Annotated in this window: 11 protein-coding genes; 6 read left to right on the forward strand and 5 right to left on the reverse strand. The window is 69.0% G+C overall.

What is annotated here, in order from left to right; all coding sequences use genetic code 11:
• Together PV679_RS34085 and PV679_RS34090 are read left to right on the forward strand one after the other, a co-directional pair.
• Positions 1–3,744 (forward strand): SDR family NAD(P)-dependent oxidoreductase (locus PV679_RS34085; RefSeq protein WP_416069861.1); only part of this gene is annotated, 3,744 nt, incomplete at its 5' end.
• Positions 3,745–3,812: 68 nt separating this feature from the next.
• Positions 3,813–10,385, forward strand: a complete 6,573-nt coding sequence (locus PV679_RS34090) for a polyketide synthase (protein ID WP_319684940.1) — start codon at positions 3,813–3,815, stop codon at positions 10,383–10,385.
• A 168-nt stretch (positions 10,386–10,553) separates the two neighbouring features.
• Here PV679_RS34090 and PV679_RS34095 read toward each other — a convergent pair whose 3' ends face one another.
• Positions 10,554–11,165 carry a TetR/AcrR family transcriptional regulator gene (locus tag PV679_RS34095; protein ID WP_319684942.1) on the reverse strand — a complete coding sequence of 204 codons (612 nt, stop codon included), beginning with the start codon at positions 11,163–11,165 and terminating at the stop codon, positions 10,554–10,556.
• A gap of 169 nt (positions 11,166–11,334) precedes the next feature.
• On the opposite strand from PV679_RS34095, the gene PV679_RS34100 reads away from it, so the two are divergent.
• Positions 11,335–12,207: an NAD(P)-dependent oxidoreductase gene (locus PV679_RS34100; RefSeq protein ID WP_319684944.1), complete on the forward strand. Its 873-nt coding sequence runs from the start codon at positions 11,335–11,337 to the stop codon at positions 12,205–12,207.
• Between the two features lie 194 nt (positions 12,208–12,401).
• Here the strand turns inward: PV679_RS34100 and PV679_RS34105 are convergent, their stop codons facing one another.
• The 4 genes from PV679_RS34105 to gndA all read right to left on the reverse strand — a co-directional run bounded on the left by PV679_RS34105 (position 12,402) and on the right by gndA (position 17,911).
• Positions 12,402–13,826 (reverse strand): flavin monoamine oxidase family protein, encoded by a 1,425-nt coding sequence (locus PV679_RS34105; RefSeq protein ID WP_319684946.1) that lies wholly within the window; start codon positions 13,824–13,826, stop codon positions 12,402–12,404.
• A gap of 804 nt (positions 13,827–14,630) precedes the next feature.
• Positions 14,631–15,806, reverse strand: coding sequence for an acyl-CoA dehydrogenase family protein (locus PV679_RS34110; protein ID WP_319684948.1), 1,176 nt, complete (start codon positions 15,804–15,806; stop codon positions 14,631–14,633).
• Positions 15,807–16,031: 225 nt separating this feature from the next.
• Complete coding sequence (locus PV679_RS34115; RefSeq protein ID WP_319684949.1) at positions 16,032–16,214, reverse strand: hypothetical protein; 183 nt, start codon at positions 16,212–16,214, stop codon at positions 16,032–16,034.
• A gap of 254 nt (positions 16,215–16,468) precedes the next feature.
• Positions 16,469–17,911, reverse strand: coding sequence for an NADP-dependent phosphogluconate dehydrogenase (gene gndA / locus PV679_RS34120; protein WP_319684950.1), 1,443 nt, complete (start codon positions 17,909–17,911; stop codon positions 16,469–16,471).
• A gap of 556 nt (positions 17,912–18,467) precedes the next feature.
• On the opposite strand from gndA, the gene PV679_RS34125 reads away from it, so the two are divergent.
• The 3 genes from PV679_RS34125 (at position 18,468) to PV679_RS34135 (ending at position 21,816) form a co-directional block, all read left to right on the forward strand.
• Positions 18,468–18,863, forward strand: a complete 396-nt coding sequence (locus tag PV679_RS34125; protein ID WP_319684952.1) for a hypothetical protein — start codon at positions 18,468–18,470, stop codon at positions 18,861–18,863.
• 404 nt (positions 18,864–19,267) lie between these two features.
• The gene (locus PV679_RS34130; protein WP_319684954.1) at positions 19,268–20,404 is read left to right on the forward strand and encodes a glycoside hydrolase family 19 protein; all 1,137 of its coding nucleotides are present in this window, start codon (positions 19,268–19,270) and stop codon (positions 20,402–20,404) included.
• A gap of 314 nt (positions 20,405–20,718) precedes the next feature.
• Positions 20,719–21,816, forward strand: coding sequence for a DUF1996 domain-containing protein (locus tag PV679_RS34135; protein ID WP_319684956.1), 1,098 nt, complete (start codon positions 20,719–20,721; stop codon positions 21,814–21,816).
• Positions 21,817–21,959: the final 143 nt, after the last annotated feature.

Consider the following 21,959-nt stretch of genomic DNA (forward strand, 5'->3'; position numbering starts at 1 on the left):
GGGAGTGCGGTGAATCAGGATGGTGCGTCGAATGGTCTGACGGCGCCGAATGGGCCGGCTCAGGAGCGGGTGATTCGTCAGGCGTTGGCGAGTGCGGGTTTGTCGGTGGGTGATGTGGATGCGGTGGAGGCGCATGGTACGGGCACTACGCTGGGTGATCCGATCGAGGCGCAGGCGTTGTTGGCGACGTACGGTCAGGGCCGGGAGGCTGGTCGGCCGTTGTTGTTGGGTTCGTTGAAGTCGAATATTGGTCATGCTCAGGCCGCTGCTGGTGTGGGTGGTGTGATCAAGATGGTGCAGGCGATGCGGCATGGTGTGCTGCCCAGGACGTTGCATGTGGATGAGGTGTCGCCGCATGTGGACTGGGAGTCCGGTGCGGTGGAGTTGCTGACGGAGCAGCGGGAGTGGCCCGAGGTCGACCGGCCGCGCCGCGCCGCCGTCTCCTCCTTCGGCTTCGGCGGTACCAACGCCCATGTGATAGTCGAGGAGGCCGGGCCGGAGCCCATGGCCGAGGAGACCATCGAGGACAAGGAGCAGCCGACCGGCCGCGTGGTGCCATGGCTGCTGTCGGGCCGCACACCGGAGGCGCTGAGCGGGCAGGCGCGCCGGCTGCTCGCGGTGGCCGAGGCGCGGAGCGAGCTGTCCGGGCTGGATGTGGCGTACTCCCTCGCCACCACGCGCGCTCGCTTCGGCCACGGCGCGGCGGTGGTCGGCGGGGACCGGGAGGCGCTGGTCGACGGGTTGCGGTCGCTGGCGGAGGGCCGGCCGGTTTCCGGTGTGGTGAGTGGTGTGCGGTCGTCGGGCAGGACGGCGTTTCTGTTCTCGGGGCAGGGCGCGCAGCGGGCCGGGATGGGACGTGAGCTGTACGCGTCCTATCCGGCGTTCGCGAGTGCGCTGGACGAGGTGTGTGCGGCGCTCGATCCGCATCTTGAACGCCCGTTGCAGCCTGTGATGTTCGCCGCGGAGGGCTCGGCGGAGGCCGCGCTGCTCGCGGAGACCGGCTTCACTCAGCCCGCGCTGTTCGCGTTCGAGGTGGCGCTGTTCCGGTTGCTGGAGTCCTGGGGTGTGACACCGGACGTGGTCGCGGGCCACTCGGTGGGAGAACTGGCGGCGGCGCATGTCTCGGGTGTCCTGAGTCTGAGCGATGGAGCGAGGCTGGTGGCCGCTCGGGCCGGGCTGATGCAGGCGCTGCCCCGGGGCGGGACGATGGTGGCCGTCCAGGCGGCGGAGCCGGAAGTGGCGCCGCTGCTGGCGGGACACGCGGTCGCCGTCGCCGCCGTCAACGGCCCCTCTGCGGTGGTGGTTTCGGGTGACGAGGCGGCCGTGGAGGAGATCGCCGGTCATTTCGCCGCGCTGGGGCGTCGGACGAGTCGTCTGACGGTGTCGCACGCGTTTCACTCGCCGCACATGGACGGAATGCTGGAGGAGTTCCGTACGGCGGCGAAGGAAGTCACGTTCGGCGTCCCGCGTATCCCCGTCGTATCGACACTGACCGGACAGATGGCCTCCGGTGACGACCTGCGGACCGCGGACTACTGGGTGGACCAGGTACGGCACGCCGTCCGGTTCGCCGACGCGGTCCGCACGCTGGAGGCCGAAGGCGTCACCACGCTGCTGGAAGTCGGCCCCGGTGGAGTGCTCAGCGCCCTGGTGGCGGGAGTCGTCGAGCAGCCCGGCACCACCGTGGCCGTACCCGCCGTACGCGGCCGGCGGCCGGAGCCCGAGGACCTGGTCGCCGCGCTCTCCACACTGCACTGCCGAGGCGTGGCGGTGGACTGGCAGGTGTTCTTCACCGGCACCGGAGCCCGCCGGACGGAACTGCCCACATACGCCTTCCAGCACCAGCGGTACTGGCTGCGGCCGGAGGTCACCGAGTCCGCTCCGGCGGAGGACGCGCTCTTCCGTGTCGCATGGACGCCGACCGCCGTGCCGGCACCGGAAGAGCCGCCGCACTGGGCGGTTCTCGCTCCGGCGGATCGGATGACCGAGGTCCTGCCCGGCGCCGACAGATTCGCCGATATCGCCGGCGTCGCCCGCGCGGTGGCGTCCGGGACACGGATCGACGCGGTACTCCTGCCCTTCCCGTCGCGCCTGCCGTCGGAGCGTGCCGTCGAAGGACCGCATCGCGCACTGGCCCTGGTGCGCGAGTGGCTGGCGGAGGAGCGGCTTGCGGAGGTCCGGCTCGTGGTGCTGACCTCGGGCGCCGTGGCCGTGTCCGAAGGAGACGACATACCGGATCTCGGTGCCGCGGCGGCCTGGGGACTGCTGCGCTCGGCGCAGTCCGAGGCACCCGGCCGTATCGTGCTTGTCGACGCGTCCTCGGTGACGGACGCGTCGCTGTCCGCCGTCGCGGTCAGCGAAGAGCCTCAGACGGCCGTACGCGAAGGCAGTGTGTTCACACCGCGGCTGACGGCCGTTCACGGAGCCGGATCCGGCGGCGCGCTCTGGGATCCGGCGGGTACGGTCCTGATCACCGGCGGCACCGGCGCGCTCGGCGGTGTGTTCGCACGGCATCTGGTGACCGAGCATGGCGTGCGTCATGTGCTGCTGGTCAGTCGCCGGGGCGAACAGTCCTGCGGCGCGGGCGAGTTGACGGCCGAGCTGACCGGCCTGGGAGCCACGGTCACGGTCGCGGCCTGTGATGTCTCGGACCGGGAGGCCCTCGCCGCGCTGCTGGCGCGGATACCGGAAGAGCATCCGCTGACCGGCGTCGTCCACACCGCCGGTGTCCTCGACAACGGACTGCTCCCGGCGCAGGACGCCGAGCGGCTGGACCGGGTGCTGAGGCCGAAGGCCGACGCGGCCTGGCATCTGCACGAACTGACCAGGGACCTGAATCTCACCGCCTTTGTGCTCTTCTCGTCCACGGCGGGGGTCTTCGGCGCGCCGGGCCAGTCCAACTACGCCGCCGCCAACGCCTTCCTGGACGCGCTCGCCCGGCACCGCGTCGCTCAAGGACTGCCGGCCACCTCACTCGCCTGGGGTCTCTGGGAGAGCCGTGGCATCAACGCCGGCCTGACCGAGAGGGACTTGACCAGATTCGCCCGGGACGGATTCCGGCCCGTCACCGACGACGAGGGACGCACCCTGTTCGACCGGGGAGTGGCCTCGGGTGTGGCGGCGCTGGTGGCCTCGCCGGTGATCTCTCCGGCGGTCACCGCCGGCGCGCGGCCCGGCGGCGCGGACGGTGACACCACCGTGCGGGCGGCCGGAGCGCCGGCCCTGAGCGAACGGCTGGCGGAGCTGTCCGAGGCCGAGCGCGAGGAGTATCTGCTGCGCACCGTCACCACCACGGTCGCGGCGGTCCTGGGCCACCGGGGTCCGGCCGGAATCGCACCCGACCGGCCCTTCCAGGAGCTGGGCTTCGACTCGCTCACCGGCGTCGAACTGCGCAACCGGCTGGGCGCCGCGACCGGTGTCCGACTGCCGGCCACCGTGGTCTTCGACCATCCGAACCCGGCCGCCCTCGCCGCGTATCTGCTGGCCGGGGCGGCCCCGGAAACCGTGGACCCGGCTCGCTCCGTACACGAGGAACTGGACCGTATCGAGGCGTCGTTGGCGGATCTCGCACGGGACGACGAGGCCCGCTCCGGTATCTCCGTACGCCTCCAGACCCTGCTGGCGAAGGTGACCGCGCCCGTGGACACCGCGGACACCTCACCACGGCAGGACCGGATCACCTCCGCCTCGACGGACGAGATCTTCGCCTTCATCGACACACAGCTCGGCCGCGCGGCGGGCTGACCGTCCGGCGCCACCCTCCCGTATCGCGTTCGTGGCATCTTGCCGTACCGAGGAGAGACTGATTCCGCATGTCCGCAGACATGTCCAATGAGCAGAAGCAGGCCGAGGCCAAAGAGCAGAAGCTGGTCGACTACCTGAAATGGGTGACGAACGATCTGCAGAAGGCGCGCGAGCGGATCACCGAGCTGGAGACAGCCGGCGAGGAGCCCGTCGCGATCGTGGGAATGGCGTGCCGGTTTCCCGGCGGAGTCACATCGCCCGACGATCTGTGGCGGCTGGTCGCGGACGGCACCGACGCGATCGGCCCGTTTCCCGCCGACCGTGGCTGGGACCTGGAGGCGCTCTACAGTCCCGACCCGGAGGAGCCAGGCACGTCGTACACCCGAGAGGGCGGATTCCTCGACGGAGCCGCGCTGTTCGATCCCGGCTTCTTCGGCATCTCTCCGCGCGAGGCACTGGCGATGGACCCGCAGCAGCGGGTCCTGCTGGAGACCGCGTGGGAGGCGTTCGAGCACGCCGGGATCGATCCGGTCACACTCAAGGGCTCGAAGACCGGTGTCTTCGCGGGCGTGGTGGAGCAGAGCTATCTGGGACTTGAAGGGCCCGCAGAGTTCGAGGGCTATCTGATGACCGGCAAACTCAGCAGCGTCGCCTCCGGCCGGATCTCCTACACCTTCGGCCTGGAGGGCCCGGCGCTCTCGGTGGACACGGCTTGCTCGTCGTCGCTGGTCGCCCTGCATCTGGCGGTACGGTCGGTGCGCAGCGGCGAGTCGGCGCTCGCGCTGGCGGGCGGCGCCACCGTCACCGCGACGCCCGGCGGATTCGTGGACTTCTCGCGGCAGAAGGGCCTGGCGCCCGACGGCCGGATCAAGTCGTTCTCCGCGTCGGCCGACGGCACCTCGTGGTCGGAAGGTGTCGGCCTGCTCGTCGTCGAGAAACTCTCGGACGCCCGCAAGAACGGCCATCGGGTACTGGCGGTGGTGCGAGGCAGCGCGGTGAACCAGGACGGCGCCAGCAACGGTCTGACGGCGCCCAACGGTCCCTCGCAGGAGCGAGTGATCCGGCAGGCGCTGGCGAGCGCGGGTCTGACGGCGGCCGATGTGGACGCGGTGGAAGCACATGGCACGGGGACCCGGCTCGGCGATCCGATCGAGGCCCAGGCACTGCTCGCCACTTATGGGCAGAAACGCGAACAGCCTTTGCTGCTGGGCTCGTTGAAGTCCAACATCGGCCACACCGTCGCCGCCGCCGGCGTCGGTGGTGTGATCAAGATGGTGCAGGCGATGCGGCACGGTGTGCTGCCCAGAACCCTGCACATCGCGGAACCGACACCGATGGTCGACTGGTCGGCCGGAGCGGTGGAACTCCTCACCGAGGCGCGCGCCTGGCCCGCTCGCGCCGAGGGCCCGCGACGCGCGGCCGTCTCCGCGTTCGGTGTCAGCGGAACCAACGCGCACGTCATTCTTGAACAACCCGCCGCCGAGGACGCGGAGACGGCCGAGGACCGGCGGCAGGGCTCAACACGCCTGCCTCTGGTGCCCTGGCAGATCTCGGCGAGGACCGAGGACGCCCTCCACGCTCAGGCCGCACGGCTGTCCGAGTACGTCGAAGCGCACCCGGAACGGGACATCACTGACATCGGCCTCTCCCTGGCCACCTCCAGGACCGCACACGACCACGGCGCGGCGGTGGTCGGCGGGGACCGGGAGGCACTGGTCGACGGGTTGCGGTCGCTGGCGGAGGGCCGGCCGGTTTCCGGTGTGGTGAGTGGTGTGCGGTCGTCGGGCAGGACGGCGTTTCTGTTCTCGGGGCAGGGCGCGCAGCGGGCCGGGATGGGACGTGAGCTGTACGCGTCCTATCCGGCGTTCGCGAGTGCGCTGGACGAGGTGTGTGCGGCGCTCGATCCGCATCTTGAACGCCCGTTGAAGCCTGTGATGTTCGCCGCGGAGGGCTCGGCGGAGGCCGCGCTGCTCGCGGAGACCGGCTTCACTCAGCCCGCGCTGTTCGCGTTCGAGGTGGCGCTGTTCCGGTTGCTGGAGTCCTGGGGTGTGACACCGGACGCGGTCGCGGGCCACTCGGTGGGAGAACTGGCGGCCGCGCATGTGTCCGGTGTGCTCGATCTGGCGGACGCCGCCTGGCTGGTCGCCTCCCGCGCCCGGCTGATGCAGGCGCTGCCCCGGGGCGGCGCGATGGTGGCCGTGCGCGCGGCGGAGCCGGAGGTGGCGGCGGCGCTGGCGGGCCGCGAACACGAAGTGAGCATCGCCGCCGTCAACGGACCCTCCTCCGTGGTGCTCTCCGGTGACACCGCGGCCGTGGCGGAGATCGCGCGGCACTTCGAGGAGCTGGGCAGCCGGACAAACCGGCTGACGGTGTCCCACGCGTTCCACTCGCCGCACATGGACGCGATGCTGGAGGAGTTCCGCACGGCGGCGAAGCGCGTCTCCTACCGCGAACCCCGTATCCCGGTGGTGTCGACACTGACCGGCCGGCTCGCCGCCGGTGACGAACTGCGGTCCGCCGACTACTGGGTGACCCAGGTCCGGCAGGCCGTACGGTTCGCCGAAGCCGTGACGACCCTCCATGAACAGGGCGCGACGACCTTCGTCGAGATCGGTCCCGACGGTGTCCTCACCGCGCTCGCCCAGGGCGTCCTCGCGGACCGGCCCGGCGCCGCCCTCGCCATCGCCCTGCTGCGCCGTGATCAGCCGGAGTCCCGCGGCCTGGTGGGCGGGCTCGGACTGCTGCACCAGACCGGCACACGACCCGACTGGCACGCTTTCTACGCCGGCACCGGGGCCCGGCAGGTGGAGCTGCCGACCTACGCCTTCCAGCACCGGCGCTACTGGGTGGAGGCGGCCGAGCCGCGCATGGACGCCACCGGGCTCGGCCTTCAGCCGGCCGGGCATCCGCTGCTGGGCGCGGCCCTGCGGCTGGGAGAGAGCGACGAGGCGGTGTTCACCAGCCGGCTGTCGGTACGCACGCACTCCTGGCTGGCCGAACACACCGTGGACAACACGGCCGTACTGCCGGTCGCCGCGCTGGTGGAGCTGGCGATACGGGCGGGCGACGAGGTCGGCTGCACCGTGCTGGACGACCTCACGGTCGAAACACCGTTGGTACTGCCCGCCGACGGCGGAGTCCAGGTGCAGATCACTGTCGGCGCGCCCGACGCGTCCGGCCACCGCGCCCTCGCCTGCCACTCCCGGCCCGACGACACCGGTGCGTCCTGGGTGCGGCACGCACACGGCCGGCTGAGCTCCGGCCCGCTCGCCACGCCGCACTCCGCCGAGGTGACGGCACAGTGGCCGCCGGCCGGCGCCGCGTCGCTTCCGGTCGCCGATGTACTGTCACGCCTCGCGGAAGCCGGGACAGTGTACGGACCGGCGTTCCAGGGCCTCACCGGGCTGTGGCGACACGGCGACGAGCTGTTCGCCGAGATCCTGCTGCCCGACGCGATGGCGGAGCGGGCGCCGGAGTACGGGCTGCATCCCGCGCTGCTGGAAGCCGCACTCCAGCCACTGCTGCTCACCGGATCCACAACCCGGGCGGGAACGCCCGCTCAGTGGCGCGGCGTACGGCTGCACGCCACCCATGCCACCGCACTTCGGGCCCGTCTCTCTCCGGCGGACGGCTCGTCCGCCGGCGGCGCCACCTTCGCGCTGCGTCTCACCGATCCGACCGGACAGCTTGTCGCCGAGGCCGACGCCGTGACCGTACGGCCCTTCGACACCACCGGCCTCGCCTCCGCGAAGAGCCGGCCTCATGACGCGCTCTTCCGGATCGACTGGACGCCGTCCCTTCTCCCGCCGGCCGACGGCACGGCACGCCGGTGGGCCGTGCTCGGTGCCACTCGGCCGGGTGCCACCGCCTTCCCGACGGTGGCCGAGACCGCCGCCGCGGTCGCCTCCGGAGCGCCGGTCGACGCCGTATACGTACATCTGACCTCCGAGCAGGGGAGCGCCGATACCACCGCTTCGGTCCGTGACACCACCGGCCGCGCGCTGACACTGGTGCGGGAGTGGCTCGCGGAGGAGCGCCTTTCGGATGTGCCGCTGGTGGTGCTGACCTCCGGCGCGGTGGCGGTGTCGGACGGAGACGACATCGCTGATCTGGGCGGTGCGACGGCCTGGGGGCTGTTGCGTTCGGCGCAGTCCGAGGCACCCGGCCGGGTCGTCATCGTCGACCTGCCGTCGGACGGGACCACCGTCACGGACGCGAGCAGGGACACACTGCTGTCCGGTCTGCTGGCCTCCGGCGAGACCCAGGGCGCGATCCGTGAGGGCCGGGTTCTGGTGCCTCGTCTGGCCCGGATCCGGCGCGAAGACCGTGGCGCGGAGCCGCTCTGGAGCTCCGACGGTACGGTGCTGATCACCGGCGGTACCGGTTCGCTCGGCGGGCTGTTCGCCAGGCATCTTGTGTCCGAGCGCGGTGTGCGTCATGTGCTGCTGGTGAGCCGTCGTGGTGAACAGGCGCCAGGAGCAACGGAGTTGGCCGAGGAACTGACCGCGCTGGGAGCGGCGGTCACGGTCGAGGCGTGTGATGTCTCCGACCGTACGGCGCTCGCCGCGCTGCTGTCTCGGGTGCCGGAGGAGCATCCGCTGACCGGGATCGTCCACACCGCCGGTGTCCTGGACGACGGACTCGTCGCCGCGCAGAACGCGCGACGGCTGGACGGTGTGCTGGCGCCGAAGGCCGACGCGGCCTGGCATCTGCACGAGCTGACCCGGGATCTGGATCTGACCGCCTTCGTGCTGTTCTCGTCCGTCGCCGCTGTGATCGGCGGGCCCGGCCAGTCCAACTACGCCGCGGCCAACAGCTTTCTCGACGCGCTCGCCCAGCACCGCGCCGCCCACGGACTGCCGGCGCTCTCCCTCGCCTGGGGCCTGTGGGAGCAGAGCTCCGGACTGACCGGCGGGCTGACCGAGACCGATCTCCGGCGCATCGCCCGCAGTGGCTTCCGCGCGGTCGCCACCGAGCAGGGCCCCGCGTTGCTCGACCTCGCGCTGCGGCTCGGCCGTCCGTACACCGTCGCCACTCCGCTGGACCTGGCGGTGCTCCGGGACCGGCCTCAGGTGCCCGCGGTGCTTCGCTCCCTTGTCCGCACGCCGGTGCGCGGTGTCGCCCGCGCCGCCGCCGACGAAGGGACCGGTCTCTCCGACCGACTGGCCGGCCTGACCGAGGCGGAGCAGCAGGAGGTGGTGCTGAAGGCACTGCTCGACGCGATGGCCGGCGTCCTCGGGCACAGCGGCGGCCGGGTCATCGACCGTGAACGGCCCTTCTCACAACTGGGTTTCGACTCGCTGACGTCGGTGGAACTCCGTAACCGCCTCGCCGCGGTGACCGGTCTGCGACTGCCCGCCACTCTGGTCTTCGACCATCCGACCCCGGAGGCCCTGGCCGCCCGGCTGCGGGCGGAGATCCTCGCCGGAGACGCCGGATCGGCGGCCGACGGGCGGAGCGTCGTCCCGGACACCGTCGACTACGCGGCGGACATCCGCCTCGCCGATGACATCCGGCCCGCCGCCGAGACCGTGAGCGCCACCGGAAATCCGCGGGAGATCCTGCTGACGGGAGCGAGCGGCTTCCTCGGCGCGTTCCTGCTGCGCGACCTGATGCGCACCACCGGCGCGCGGATCCACTGCCTGGTGCGCGGCGCCGACGAGGAAGCGGCGTACGAGCGGCTGCGTACCAGTCTGGAGTGGTACCGGGTCTGGGACGAGGTCGATCCTGACCGGCTCTCGGTACTGGTCGGCGACCTCGCCGAGGAAGGACTCGGCCTGGCGCCGGATGTCTTCGACGCGCTGGCCCACACGGCCGATGTCGTCTACCACGCGGGCGCGACGGTCCACTGGCTGCATCCGTACTCGGCGCTGCGGGCGGCGAATGTCCGTGGCACCGAGGAGATCCTCCGGCTGGCCGCGCGCCACCGTACGGTCCCGGTCCACTATGTCTCCACGGTCGGTGTCTTCGACGGCGCCGTGACCGAAGGCGTGCCGCTCAAGGTGACCGACCCCACCGGCCCGGCCGAAGCGCTGCCCAGCGGTTATCTGCGGAGCAAGTGGGTCGCCGAGCAGGTCGTCGGGCTGGCCCGCGACCGGGGACTGCCCGTCTCGATCTACCGCGTGGACGTGATCTCCGGTGACCAGCGCAACGGCGCCTGCCAGACGCGCGACTTCGTCTGGCTCAGCCTCAAGGGGCTGCTCCAGGCGGAGGCCGTCCCGTCCCGCGTCGACGGCCGCTTCCATCTGCTGCCCGTCGACTATGTCAGCGCGGCGATCATCGGGATCTCCATCAAGCCCAAGACGGCCGGCGGCACGTTCCATCTGTTCAACCAGAGCTATCTGAGCCTCTCCGACTGCGTGTCGCGACTGCGCGGCCTGGGCTATCGGCTGGGCGAGGCCGACTGGGGGGAGTGGAGCGCGGCCGTGCGGGCGGACCGGAACAACGCGCTTCTGCCTCTTCTGCACGCGTTCGAGATGATGACCTCGGACACGGACGCCTTCTATCCGCCCATCGACACCACCGAGACGGAAGCGGCGCTGGAAGGCACGGGAATCAGTTGCCCACCGCTGACTGAGGAACTGTTCGCCACGTACGTCGATTTCTTCGTACGGGAAGGACATTTCCCGGCAGCCCGCTGAGCCCGTCGGCTCGTCCCGCGCGGTCCGTCAGGACCGGGCCCGGAGAGCGGCGGAGACGAAGACTGGAGGTGGTGGCCGTCCCGGCGGGACGGCCACCACCTCCGGTCCCTCACACCGCAGTGGTGTGCGTGGAGGCGAACACACGGACACCGCCGCGCGTAACACGCTCTACGACCAGGACTTGACCAGCCGTGCCATGTGCCGGCCCGCGGTGAGCAGAGGCTGCTCGCTCCGGAAGACCTGTGAGGTCACCTCGGCTCCTTCGAGGGCGGCCAGCACGGTGCAGGCGAGGTCGTCCGCCTCTTCGTCGCTGAAACCGCTGCGGCGGAATTTGGCAGCCAGCACGTCTTGCCAGTTCCGCAGCGCCGCATAGCAGGCCTCCTGGATACGCGGCGTGCGCCCGAGCGTCTCCAGAGCGGTCGAGGTGACCGGACAGCCGTCGGTCCAGCCGGACTCGCGCAGGGCGGTGGCGAGGTGCCGGGCGCAGTTCTCCACCGCGACGGCCGGATCTTCCGCGCTGTCGAGCCCGGCGCTCAGTGTGTCGGCGAACTCCTGGTCGCCGTGCTGAATGGCCGCGACGGCCAGCTCCTCCTTGCCACCGGGGAAGAAGTGGTACACGGAACCGAGTGTGGCTCCGGCCTCCCGGGCGATCAGCTTGATCCCGGTGCCTTCGTATCCCTGCTGCTGGAGCAATCGCGAAGCGGCGCGTACCACCCGCTCGCGCGTGCCGACCCCGGCCTCCGTGTCTCTGGCGCTCTCGCGGTGCGGCTTGGTCTGCATGTCAACAATCTACTTGATAGAGCGATCGTTCTGGAAGGCTGCTACATTGTTCTGGATAGATCGCTCGTTCTAGTGAACCGAGCCGGTCGCCCTGTCGCCGTTCCGTCCATCCCCATGCCCGAGCGGCGACAGGGCGGTTCACCCGTGATGAATCAAGGAGAGCTTTTAGATGAGCAAGCAATCGGTAACTGTCATCGGTCTGGGTCCGATGGGCCAGGCGATGGTGAACACCTTCCTGGACAACGGCCACGAGGTGACCGTGTGGAACCGGACCGCCAGCAAGGCCGAGGCGCTTGTTGCCCGGGGCGCCACACTGGCTCCCACCGTCGAGGACGCGCTGAGCGCCAATGAGCTGATCGTGCTGAGCCTGACGGACTACGACGCGGTGTACGCCATTCTCGAACCGGTGACGGCCTCCCTGTCCGGCAAGGTCATCGCCAACCTGAGCTCGGACACGCCGGACAAGGCCCGCGAGGCGGCCAAGTGGGCGGCGAAGCACGGTGCGAAGCACCTCACCGGTGGTGTGCAGGTGCCGCCGCCGCTGATCGGCAAGCCCGAGTCCTCCACCTACTACAGCGGTCCGCAGGATGTCTTCGAGGCCCACGAGGAGACCCTGAAGGTCCTCACCAACGCGGACTACCGCGGCGAGGACGCGGGCCTCGCGGCCATGTACTACCAGGCCCAGATGACCATCTTCTGGACCACGATGCTGAGCTACTACCAGACCCTCGCGCTGGGACAGGCCAACGGCGTCTCGGCGAAGGAACTGCTGCCCTACGCCACGATGATGACGTCGATGATGCCTCACTTCCTGGAGCTGTACGCGCAGCACGTGGACTCCGCGGAGTACCCGGGCGACGTGGACCGGCTGGCGATGGGAGCGGCCAGTGTCGACCACGTCCTGCACACGCACAAGGACGCGGGCGTCAGCACCGTGCTGCCGGCCGCCGTCGCCGAGATCTTCAACGCCGGTATGGCGAAGGGCTTCGGCGAGAACAGCTTCTCCAGCCTTATCGAGGTGCTGAAGAAGCCGGCCGTCTGAGCCGACGGACATACGGACCGAGGGCATGGCCTTGGTCCGTACTGTCCCCGGCGCGGCCGGCCTGGCGTGTGCCACGCGACCACCGGGGACAGTACGGGTCTTCGCCGTGCCCCGAACCGGGTCTCCGCGGACACTCCCCGGAGACCCGGCCTCAGTGCCTCATCCGGTGGTCGACGAGGCCCGGCGCCTGTCGGTCAGGCCAGCGCCGCCGCCTGCTCGGCCGCCCGGAAGCCGGACTCGATCGCTCCCTCGATGAACGCGCCGTGCCAGCCCCTCGCGATATCGGCACCCGCGAACACGATGCGGCCGTGCGGTTCCTCGATCCTGGGAAAGAGCTGAAGCAGTTGATTGGGCCGCCGCAGACCCCAGCCTCCCATCGTGTACTGCTCCTTGGCCCACTCCATCGCCTGATAGCGGATGAGTGTGGTTCCTGGCAGGAACTGCTGGACGGCCGCCTGTACCTCAGCCGCGTTGTTGACATTCAGCGACGGACCGGTGAACGCGATGAACAACCGGCCGTCGGCGAGCTGCTGTTGCGGCACCATGAGAAGGATCGGCGAGCCCTCGCCCGCCTGGGCGGCCGTCGCCGGGACATTCCCCCGGACATGGACCCACATCTTGGTGGCGTGCGGTACGCCAATGCCCTGGGTGGTGGCCTGCGTGTGCGCGGCGGGCAGGCCGGGGCTGAACGTGATGGTCTTCCACACATTGGCGGGAGTGGCCACGACCACCACCGGCGAGACGAACCGGGCGCCGGCGGCGGTCTCGACCGTCACCAGTCCGTTCGCCTCGGTCACCTTCTTCACCGGGGAGTTGAGACGTATGTCGGCCTGAGACTCGTCGAACATGGCCTGGAGCGCCGCTGTCATGCCGCCCGTGGGTCTGAGGCTCATCGTGGTCGAGTAGGTGCCGTACGAGCCGCCGGAGAGCTGGATCCACTGGGCCATGCCGGTCAGCGATCCGCGAGTGCTGGGTCCGCCGGAGTACACGGACGTCTCGCTGTTGAGCCACTGCAGCTCGGTCGGCGAGAGCTGCATCTGCCCGAGCCGGTCGGCCAGCGAGAGCGGGTCCACGGCCGCCAGCAGGTCCTTGCGGAACAACGGCTCCTGGGGCCGCTCGAAGTAGTTCTCCGATCCCGCGTAGAACTCACCCCACAACTGGCCGAGGGTGTCGTACGCGTCGGCGGGCGGGAGGATCTGGAACCCCTGGTCGCCGGGCAGGACGACCTGCTCGGCGGCGACGTCCTCGAAGGTGCTCAGGCTGTAGCGGTTGAGTTCCTTGTGGATCAGTGTCTGCTGAGGGCCGAGCCAGCTCCCGCCTATCTCGACCTGCGCGCCGGAGAAGGTCCCGGTCCAGATCCGGCCACCGATCCGGTTCCGTGCTTCGAGCACGAGCGGCTTCAGGCCCCGAAGAGCGAGCTCCCTCGCCACTGTGCCGCCCGCGTATCCGGCGCCGATGACAATGGCGTCCACCGTCGCGGCGTCCTTGGCCCGTGCCACACCGGCGGTGGCCGGAATGAGCGAGGTGGACAGCGCGGCCGCGCCGGCCGCCTTGAGAAGGCCCCGGCGGCCGAACCGGCGGTCGGCCGGATGGCTGGATTGAGTGCCACGGAAAGACATGAATGTACTCCACTGATGTTGGTTGTCGGGTGTTCGCCATCGGGCGGAGAAACGCACACCGAATCAGGCGGGCGCGCGGCATCGACTGACGTCTCGTATGCCATGGCCTGCTGAGTCCCTGTGCGGTGCAGAGGCACACCGGAGACGAACGGCGTCAGCTCGTCGACACGGAATGCTGCGGCCTGCGTCTGGGCGCTCTGCGTAATATGCGGGTGCCGAATGAGATCCGCGCCGTCATTCCCCCTGGAAGCGGAGCGGAAGGCGGTGAAGAGCGGCTGTCACGTCTCCGAGTGGAAGGCTGCGCTGCCTTTGGACGGGATCGCCGCACGAAGAATGGCTATTTTCTGCGCTTCCGGGGTGTCCCCGGATCTGTCTGGTCATTGCTGTTCCCCCCGTGCACGGCTCGGCGCAAAACATCCTTGTTCTTTGCTCCGAAGCCTTGCTCATGACTGTAAAGGGCGCCTGTCACCGACCGGACTATGTCCGCCCATTGCACGGTAATAATCCGCACATTGAGGTTTCGCATAAATACTCTCTGGGAATGAGACCGCACTCTCCGAGGTCGGGGACGGCGATGCCGTCCCGCGCGTGCCCAAAATGCTCACCGGCAGCACAAATGCCCCCGGTCCAAGGACCGGGGGCATTCATGGATCACGGAACCGGCAGTCGAGGCGCAGGACCGGAGGAGGAACGATCAGGGACCGGAGAGGGTGAGGCGGGCGCCGGACGCCGAATGCGCCGGAGATGTCGGGGCCGACCGCACCGCGGTGGGCCCGACGCGGTGGCGCGACCGCTCGGCGCCGATCAGATGTACTCCGTACCGGGCTCCAGGCCGAGAAGTACCCGGCCATGTGCCTCCAGCGAGCTGACGGGGGTCAGCAGACCGTGCAGCGAAAGGGCCGCGATGTCCCGGTAGACCCGCTGGAAGGCGTTGCCGCGAGAGATCGTCGAGGCGGAGCTGATGTTGTACAGGACCTCGACCGCTTCCTTGGCCGTCTGTACGACATAACCGACCTGGCCGCGGACGGCGGCCTTCGCCGCGACGGTCATCTTCTCGCCGGCGTCCTCCGTGGTCTGGATGCTCTCCAGCCAGACCCGCTGCAACGCCTCGCACGCCGCGATCTTGTTGGCCGCGGTCGCCACCTGGATCTGGGTGTACGGATGCGCGCTCTGCTCCGTCCAGTCCGTGTAGGTGATGCCCTTGCCGGGGAGGCGTTCGAGGAAGAGATCGAGCGCGGCCTTCGCGAGTCCGATGTACACCGGCGCGCAGGTCGCCAATATGTAGCTGATGAGGTTGTAGTTGCGGCCGTTTACGTCCGCGTTCCAGCGCTCACGGGTCGAGGCGTCGTACACGGAGGCGTCGACCACACGATGAGCGGGGACGAATACGCCCTTCACCGTGGACGTGACACTTCCCGTTCCCGCCGCGCCGAAGGTGTCCCAGTCGTCAGCGACCGAGACATCCGCGATCGGCACGATCGCGAAGAGTTCTTCATGCTCTCCGTCCGGCCGCTCCGCGATGGCCGCGCATATGTTCCATTCGGCTCCTCGGACACCGGTGTTGAAACGCCAGGTGCCATTCAGGATGTATCCGCCGTCGGTCGCCTTGAGCGTTCCCGACGGAGTGAAACCACCGGAGATCCGGACCGATCCGTTCGCGAAGATTTCTTCCTGAGCCTTGTCCGGATACAGGCTCGCGATCCAGGTGCTCGACATCCAGACCGACGCGACCCAACCGGTCGAACCGCAGCTCCGAGCGATCTCGGACAGGATTTCGGCCTGGTCGGTGGCCGAAAGATCCAGTCCGCCGAAACGCTCCGGCACCGCGACGCCGAACACACCCGCGTCCTTGAGCAGCTCGATACTCTCTTCCGGTATCCAGCGCCCGGACTCCGCCGCTGAGCTGTTTTCCCTCAGCGGCGGAGAGATTTTCCTGACGGCATCCAGCACCACCGCGAGGTTCTCCTGGGACGTAGCCATACTGCCTCCTCCAATCATCACAATGTGTAGATCGAGGTCAGCGATCCCTCGACAACTGCCGCGGGTCACCTTACCGGCCTGGTATGGAAACGCTTCTGTGCTCCGGTCATGCTCCGGTAATCGATCCTTCACCGGCGTTGCCGGAATTCTCTATTACCGAATGATGGGTGATCGGTTGAGCCGCTCATCGAATTTTTCCGCTATTGACGAAAGGCACTGGAACTATTACGTGCCGATGGCGGCGCGGGCGCGCGTCATGGCCGTACCGGCGCGGAAAAGCAGCGGTGATTCCTGTGCGGTGAATGTCGGGCCGCCGGGTCCGGGACAGCCCTTGGCGCCCGCTGTGCGCGGATCATGAATGGACCTGGCGAGCGTGGGCAGGCGCAGCGCGAGACATTGGGAACGCACGACTCCCGCACTCCAGGAGGTCAGCCATGACCACGCCGCACCCCGACCCGGTACCTCCGTCGCCCACACCGACGCCAGGACCGCCGGGACCCGAACCAGGACCGCTGCCGGGACCGGCGCCGATCCCCACGCCGCCGCCGCGTCCCTCACCGCCGCCGAGTCCCCATCCCGTGCCCGCGCCGGACCCGATCCCCAGCCCACCGGGCCCCGACCCCGTACCGGAGCCGGAGCCCGCACCCGGGCCGCTCAGTTGATCAGCCGGCCGGGACCTCGGACCGGTCGGCGCCCCAGAGAGTGTGGAACGAGCCCTCGCGGTCGGTGCGCCGGTAGGTGTGCGCGCCGAAGAAGTCGCGCTGCGCCTGGGTGAGAGCGGCCGGCAGCCGCTCCGCGCGCAGCGCGTCGTAGTAGGCGAGCGCCGCGGAGAAGCCCGGCGTCGGCACGCCCTGGTGCACCGCGGCGGCGACCACATCGCGCCAGTCGTTCTGCGCCGCGCCGATCTCCTCGGCGAACTGCTTGTCCGACAGCAGGCTCGGCAGGTCGGGCCGGGTGTCGTACGCCTCGCGGATCCGGTCGAGGAACGCGGCGCGGATGATGCAGCCGGCCCGCCAGATGGCGGCGACCGAACCGAGGTCGATGTCCCAGCCGTACTCCTCGCTGCCGGCCTGGATCTGGTGGAAGCCCTGGGTGTACGACACGATCTTCGACGCGTACAGCGCCTGCTCGACCTGGTCGGCGAAGCGCGCGGCCTCCGACTCGCTCAGCGGCTTCGTCTTCGGGCCCGGCAGCGCGTGAGACGCCTCACGCAGACCGACATGTCCGGACAGCGAGCGGGCGAAGACCGCCTCGGCGATACCGGAGACCGGCACACCCAGGTCGAGGGCGACCTGTACGGTCCAGCGTCCGGTGCCCTTCTGCTCGGCCTGGTCGGCCACGATGTCCACGAAGGGCTTGCCGGTCGCCTCATCCGTGTGGGCGAGCACCTCGGCCGTGATCTCGATCAGATACGAATCGAGCCGGCCGGTGTTCCAGGTCCGGAACGTCTCCGCGATCTGCGCCGGAGAGTAGCCCGCGACGGAACGCAGCAGGTGATAGGCCTCGGCGATGAGCTGCATATCGGCGTACTCGATGCCGTTGTGCACCATCTTCACGTAGTGGCCCGCGCCGTCCGGGCCGATGTGGGCCACCGTGGGCGCGCCGTCGGGAGCCTTCGCGGCGATCTTCTCCAGCAGCGGACCGAGCGACTTGTACGACTCGGCGGAGCCGCCGGGCATGATGCTCGGCCCGTGCAGCGCGCCCTCCTCGCCGCCCGAGATACCCACTCCGACGAAGTGGATACCGCGCTCGCGCAGCTCCTTCTCGCGGCGGCGGGTGTCGGCGAAGTGGGCGTTGCCGCCGTCGATGATGACGTCGCCCTTCTCCAGCAGCGGGGCGAACTCCTCGATCACGGCGTCCGTCGGATCGCCGGCCTTCACCATGATGACCAGGCGGCGCGGACGCTCCAGCGCCGCGACGAAGTCCTCGGCGGACTCGGCCGCGACAAAGGTGCCCTCGTCGCCGAACTCGTCAACCAAGGCCCGGGTTTTCGACGCGGTGCGGTTGTGCACGGCGACCGTGAAGCCGTTGCGGGCGAAGTTCCGGGCGAGATTGCGCCCCATTACCGCGAGCCCCGTGACGCCGATCTGGGCAGTACCACTCATTGCTTGTGCTCCTGGATTCTCTCGGATGGAACGTTGTGCCACGTCCGCCGCCGGACGCGGTCATTCATCAATCGTCAAGCCGCCTGGACCGTTTCGCATTCCGGATCTGTCGCGTGGTGTCGTGTTCGCCGGGTGAGCGCGACCGCGAGGTGCCGGGTCGGAAGGTCCTGGGAGCACGCTTCGGGAGGACATCGCCGCTCGTGGCCGGAGCCGGCGACCGTGAGCGCCGGCCCTGTTCCGGCGGGCGCCGGACGTGCCGGAGCCGCGCGGGCCGTGTTCCTCAACCCGTTGTCGTGCCGTTGGTGATCCTTTCACAACAGACCGGCTCCTCGTCGGTGGAAGGGATGGGAAACAGCCACGGCAGGGCAGTGTGTTTGAGCGAGTGTCAGGAGGTGTCGCGCGGCCCGGGAGGAGGGCGGGCGTCACGAAGAACGGTGCGCGGAAGCGGGGGAGTGGGCGCGCGTTCCTGACTACAATCCCCGGTACGCGCGGCGGCGACGGTGATGACGTCCGGGCGGAGTGCGCCGTCCGTACATCTCAGCCCGAAGGAATTCACATGACCCGGATGCCGGGTACGGCCAGGTCCGTCCGCGCCATGCTCTTCGCCGTGGGCGCGCTGAACGGCGTGGCCGCCGTGTGGTTCACGGTGGCCGGTGTCACCTTCGAGAGTGGCGCTCTTGGCCTGGTGGGAGCGGCTCTTTTCTTCTTCGCGGCGATCCTGTCCGGCACGCTGGCCGTGGTCTCGATCGTCATCGCTTCGAGGTTCGCGCATGGCGGCGACGGCGCCAGGACCGGCGCCGTGGTGATCGGCTCATTGATCGTCGCGGGCGGCGCGGTCGGCATGATGACGGACCGTGGCGCATGGGGCGCCGGCACCGTGGCGGGTGTCCTCATGATCGCTCTCTGTGCCGGCCGGGACACCAGGGACTGGTTCGACCGACCGCGTCCGTAAGGTCACGCTGCGCACCGGCCCGTCCGTCCGAACGCGATCGTGCCGCACGCGAGGCGTCCGAGAGCGGGCGTTACTTCCCGGTCTTCGGGCTTGTCGCCTTGCGGCGACTTCCTTTCCCCAAAACACTGCGGCCGGCCTTCGATCATTCCAAAAGGTCATTCGGTAGTTTTCTTAATGTACCGGGCAAACGCCTTGACATGCCTGAGAGTGCGTCAGATCCGTTGATAACTAGGCCATCAAGAGGGCTGTCGACTTGTCAGATGCTTGACAAGTCTAGACCAATGCCAGTTAAATCAACGGAAGATTGGTGCGTGGCGGCATAAATGCGTCATTACCAGCTCTCCACATCAAATGGTTCGAATCCGAACCGGAGTCAATGACGTGAAGGGAAAAATTCAGTAGAGATGACACGAATCTCGCTCAGAGGTCTCACGCTTGTCCGTTCCGCCGTCACGCTGGCCGTGGCGGCTCTCTTGTCCGTCCTGGTCACCGTGCCCGCCTCGGCCGCCGACCCGGTCGGCAGCATCACCGGTCTCGCCGGCAAGTGCGTGGACGTGGCCGCGGCCAGCAACGCCAACGGGACACCGGTCCAGCTCTACGACTGCAACGGCTCCGGCGCGCAACAGTGGACCGTCGCCGCCGACGGCACTCTGCGCGCGCTCGGCAAGTGTCTCGACATCACTGATCGCGGCACCGCCAACGGATCCACCGTCCAGCTCTGGGACTGCGGTGGAGGCGCGAACCAGAAGTGGGTCGTCTCCGCGGCCAATGACATCGTCAACCCCGCGGCCGACAAGTGCCTGGACGTCACGGGCAACAGCTCCGCCAATGGCGCGCGTCTGCAGATCTGGACCTGCACCGGAGCCGCCAACCAGAAGTGGAACGCGCCGAAGGGCGGCGGCACGCCTCCTTCGAACCCCGGAAGCTTTGTCGTCAGCGAGGCTCAGTTCAATCAGATGTTCCCGAGCCGCAACTCCTTCTACACCTACAGCGGTCTGGTGGCCGCGCTGAGCGCGTACCCGGGCTTCGCCAAGACGGGCAGCGACACCGTCAAGAGGCAGGAGGCGGCGGCCTTCCTGGCCAACGTCAACCACGAGACCGGCGGGCTCATCTATGTGGTGGAGCAGAACACCGCGAACTACCCGCACTACTGCGACCCGAACCAGTCGTACGGCTGCCCGGCCGGTCAGGCCGCGTACTACGGCCGTGGTCCGATCCAGTTGAGCTGGAACTTCAACTACAAGGCCGCCGGCGACTCGCTCGGCATCGACCTGCTGAACAACCCCTGGCTCGTCCAGAACGACTCCTCGGTGGCCTGGAAGACCGGGCTCTGGTACTGGAACACCCAGAGCGGTCCCGGCACGATGACGCCGCACAACGCCATGGTCAACGGAGCGGGCTTCGGCCAGACGATCCGTAGCATCAATGGCTCGCTGGAGTGCGACGGCAGGAACCCCGCCCAGGTGCAGAGCCGTATCAACGCCTATCAGCGCTTCGTCCAGATCCTGGGCACCACCCCGGGCAACAACCTGAGCTGCTGACGTCTCTCCCGATCACTGGTGCGCAGTCCCGGCCTGCCGGGGCTGCGCACTTCTGTGTGTGGACGATGGCGCCGTTCATGACGGGCGCGGATCAGCGGCGCCGCGAACAGCGTTCGCGTCCGGGATCGTTCACAGAGTATTGACACTCTCTCAGCGTCGGCGTAACACTGGCACCGCTTTGGAGAGCGCTCTCCCAAGGAGCCCCGGCTTCGCCGCCGATCATGGATCCGGCTCTCCGCGGTGCACCGTCCAGCTCCACTCTCCCCCCACCGCACACCCGACGTGTGCGGACGAAGAGCGGCATGGAGGTCCGCATGGCCGATAGATTCCGCAGAACCGCCCTGGTGTCCGCGTTACTCGTCGCCGCAGCCCTGGCCCTGGTGGCCTTCGGGCTCACCGCGATCCCGGACGCCACCACCGCCACCGCCCAGGCCGCCGAGCCGCCGGCCGGCGCGGCGCACCTGGGACACAGGATGGCCCCGGCCGTCCCCGTAGCCTTCGGTGACGACCCCGACGGCGACGGATACATTCCGGCGAACCCGCCCGTGACCGGAGTGGTGCCGTCCACCGAGATCCCGCCGCACCGCTACTTCCACGAATTCCAGGCGAACTGCTCGGTCTCGCACACCAGGCCCGACGACCCGATCGTCTTTCCGGGTCAGCCCGGCGCTTCGCACGACCACACCTTCATGGGCAACAACACGACCGCCGCCACCAGCACCACGGCCTCACTGAACAGCGGCGGAACCGCCTGTCTGGCCCCCGGGGACAAGTCCGCCTACTGGATGCCGACCCTGTACAAGGGCAACCAGGAGATCCGGCCCGTCGGTCCGCAGACCATCTACTACAAGTCCGGCGTCACGGACTACCGCACCGTACGGCCGTTCCCGAAGGGCCTGCGGTTCGTGGTCGGCAGTCCCACGCAGTCGGCCGAGGAGTTCCGTAACCATCCGGGCTGGGTGGAGGGCTGGGAGTGCGGGAACCAGTACAACAACACCGAATTCCCGGCGACATGTCCCACCAGCGCCGATGTCCAGCTCAACCTCCGCTTCCAGGCACCCAGTTGCTGGGACGGAAAATATCTGGACACACCCAACCACCAGAGCCACATGGCCTATCCGGTCGCGCAGGGCGCCAACCAGGATGTCTGCCCGACCTCCCACCCGGTGGCCCTGCCGATGATCGAGTTCAAGATGGCCTGGCCCGTCAACGGTGATATGTCGCAGGTCAGGCTGGCGAGTGGGACGGGACACTCCTTCCACTACGACTTCTTCAACGCCTGGGACGACGCCACACTGAACGCCCTGGTGCGGCACTGTGTTGTCGAGGCGCTCCAGTGCGACGCCCGTGGCTACGACCAGACCCATCCCGAGGCAGGCGCCGCGCTCAACGCGGACTACGAACTGCCCTGACCGGCGCGCTCTCCCGTACGGGCCTCTCGCGGCCGTACGGGAGAGCGCTCTCCCATCGTCGGAGGAGACAGCACCTCATGTACCGACCAGCCATCAGAAAGCGGCGCGCGGCGGCCCCGCTCGCCGTCGCCGCTCTGCTCGCG

This window comes from Streptomyces sp. AK02-01A (genome assembly GCF_033795305.1).
GTDB lineage: Bacteria > Actinomycetota > Actinomycetes > Streptomycetales > Streptomycetaceae > Streptomyces.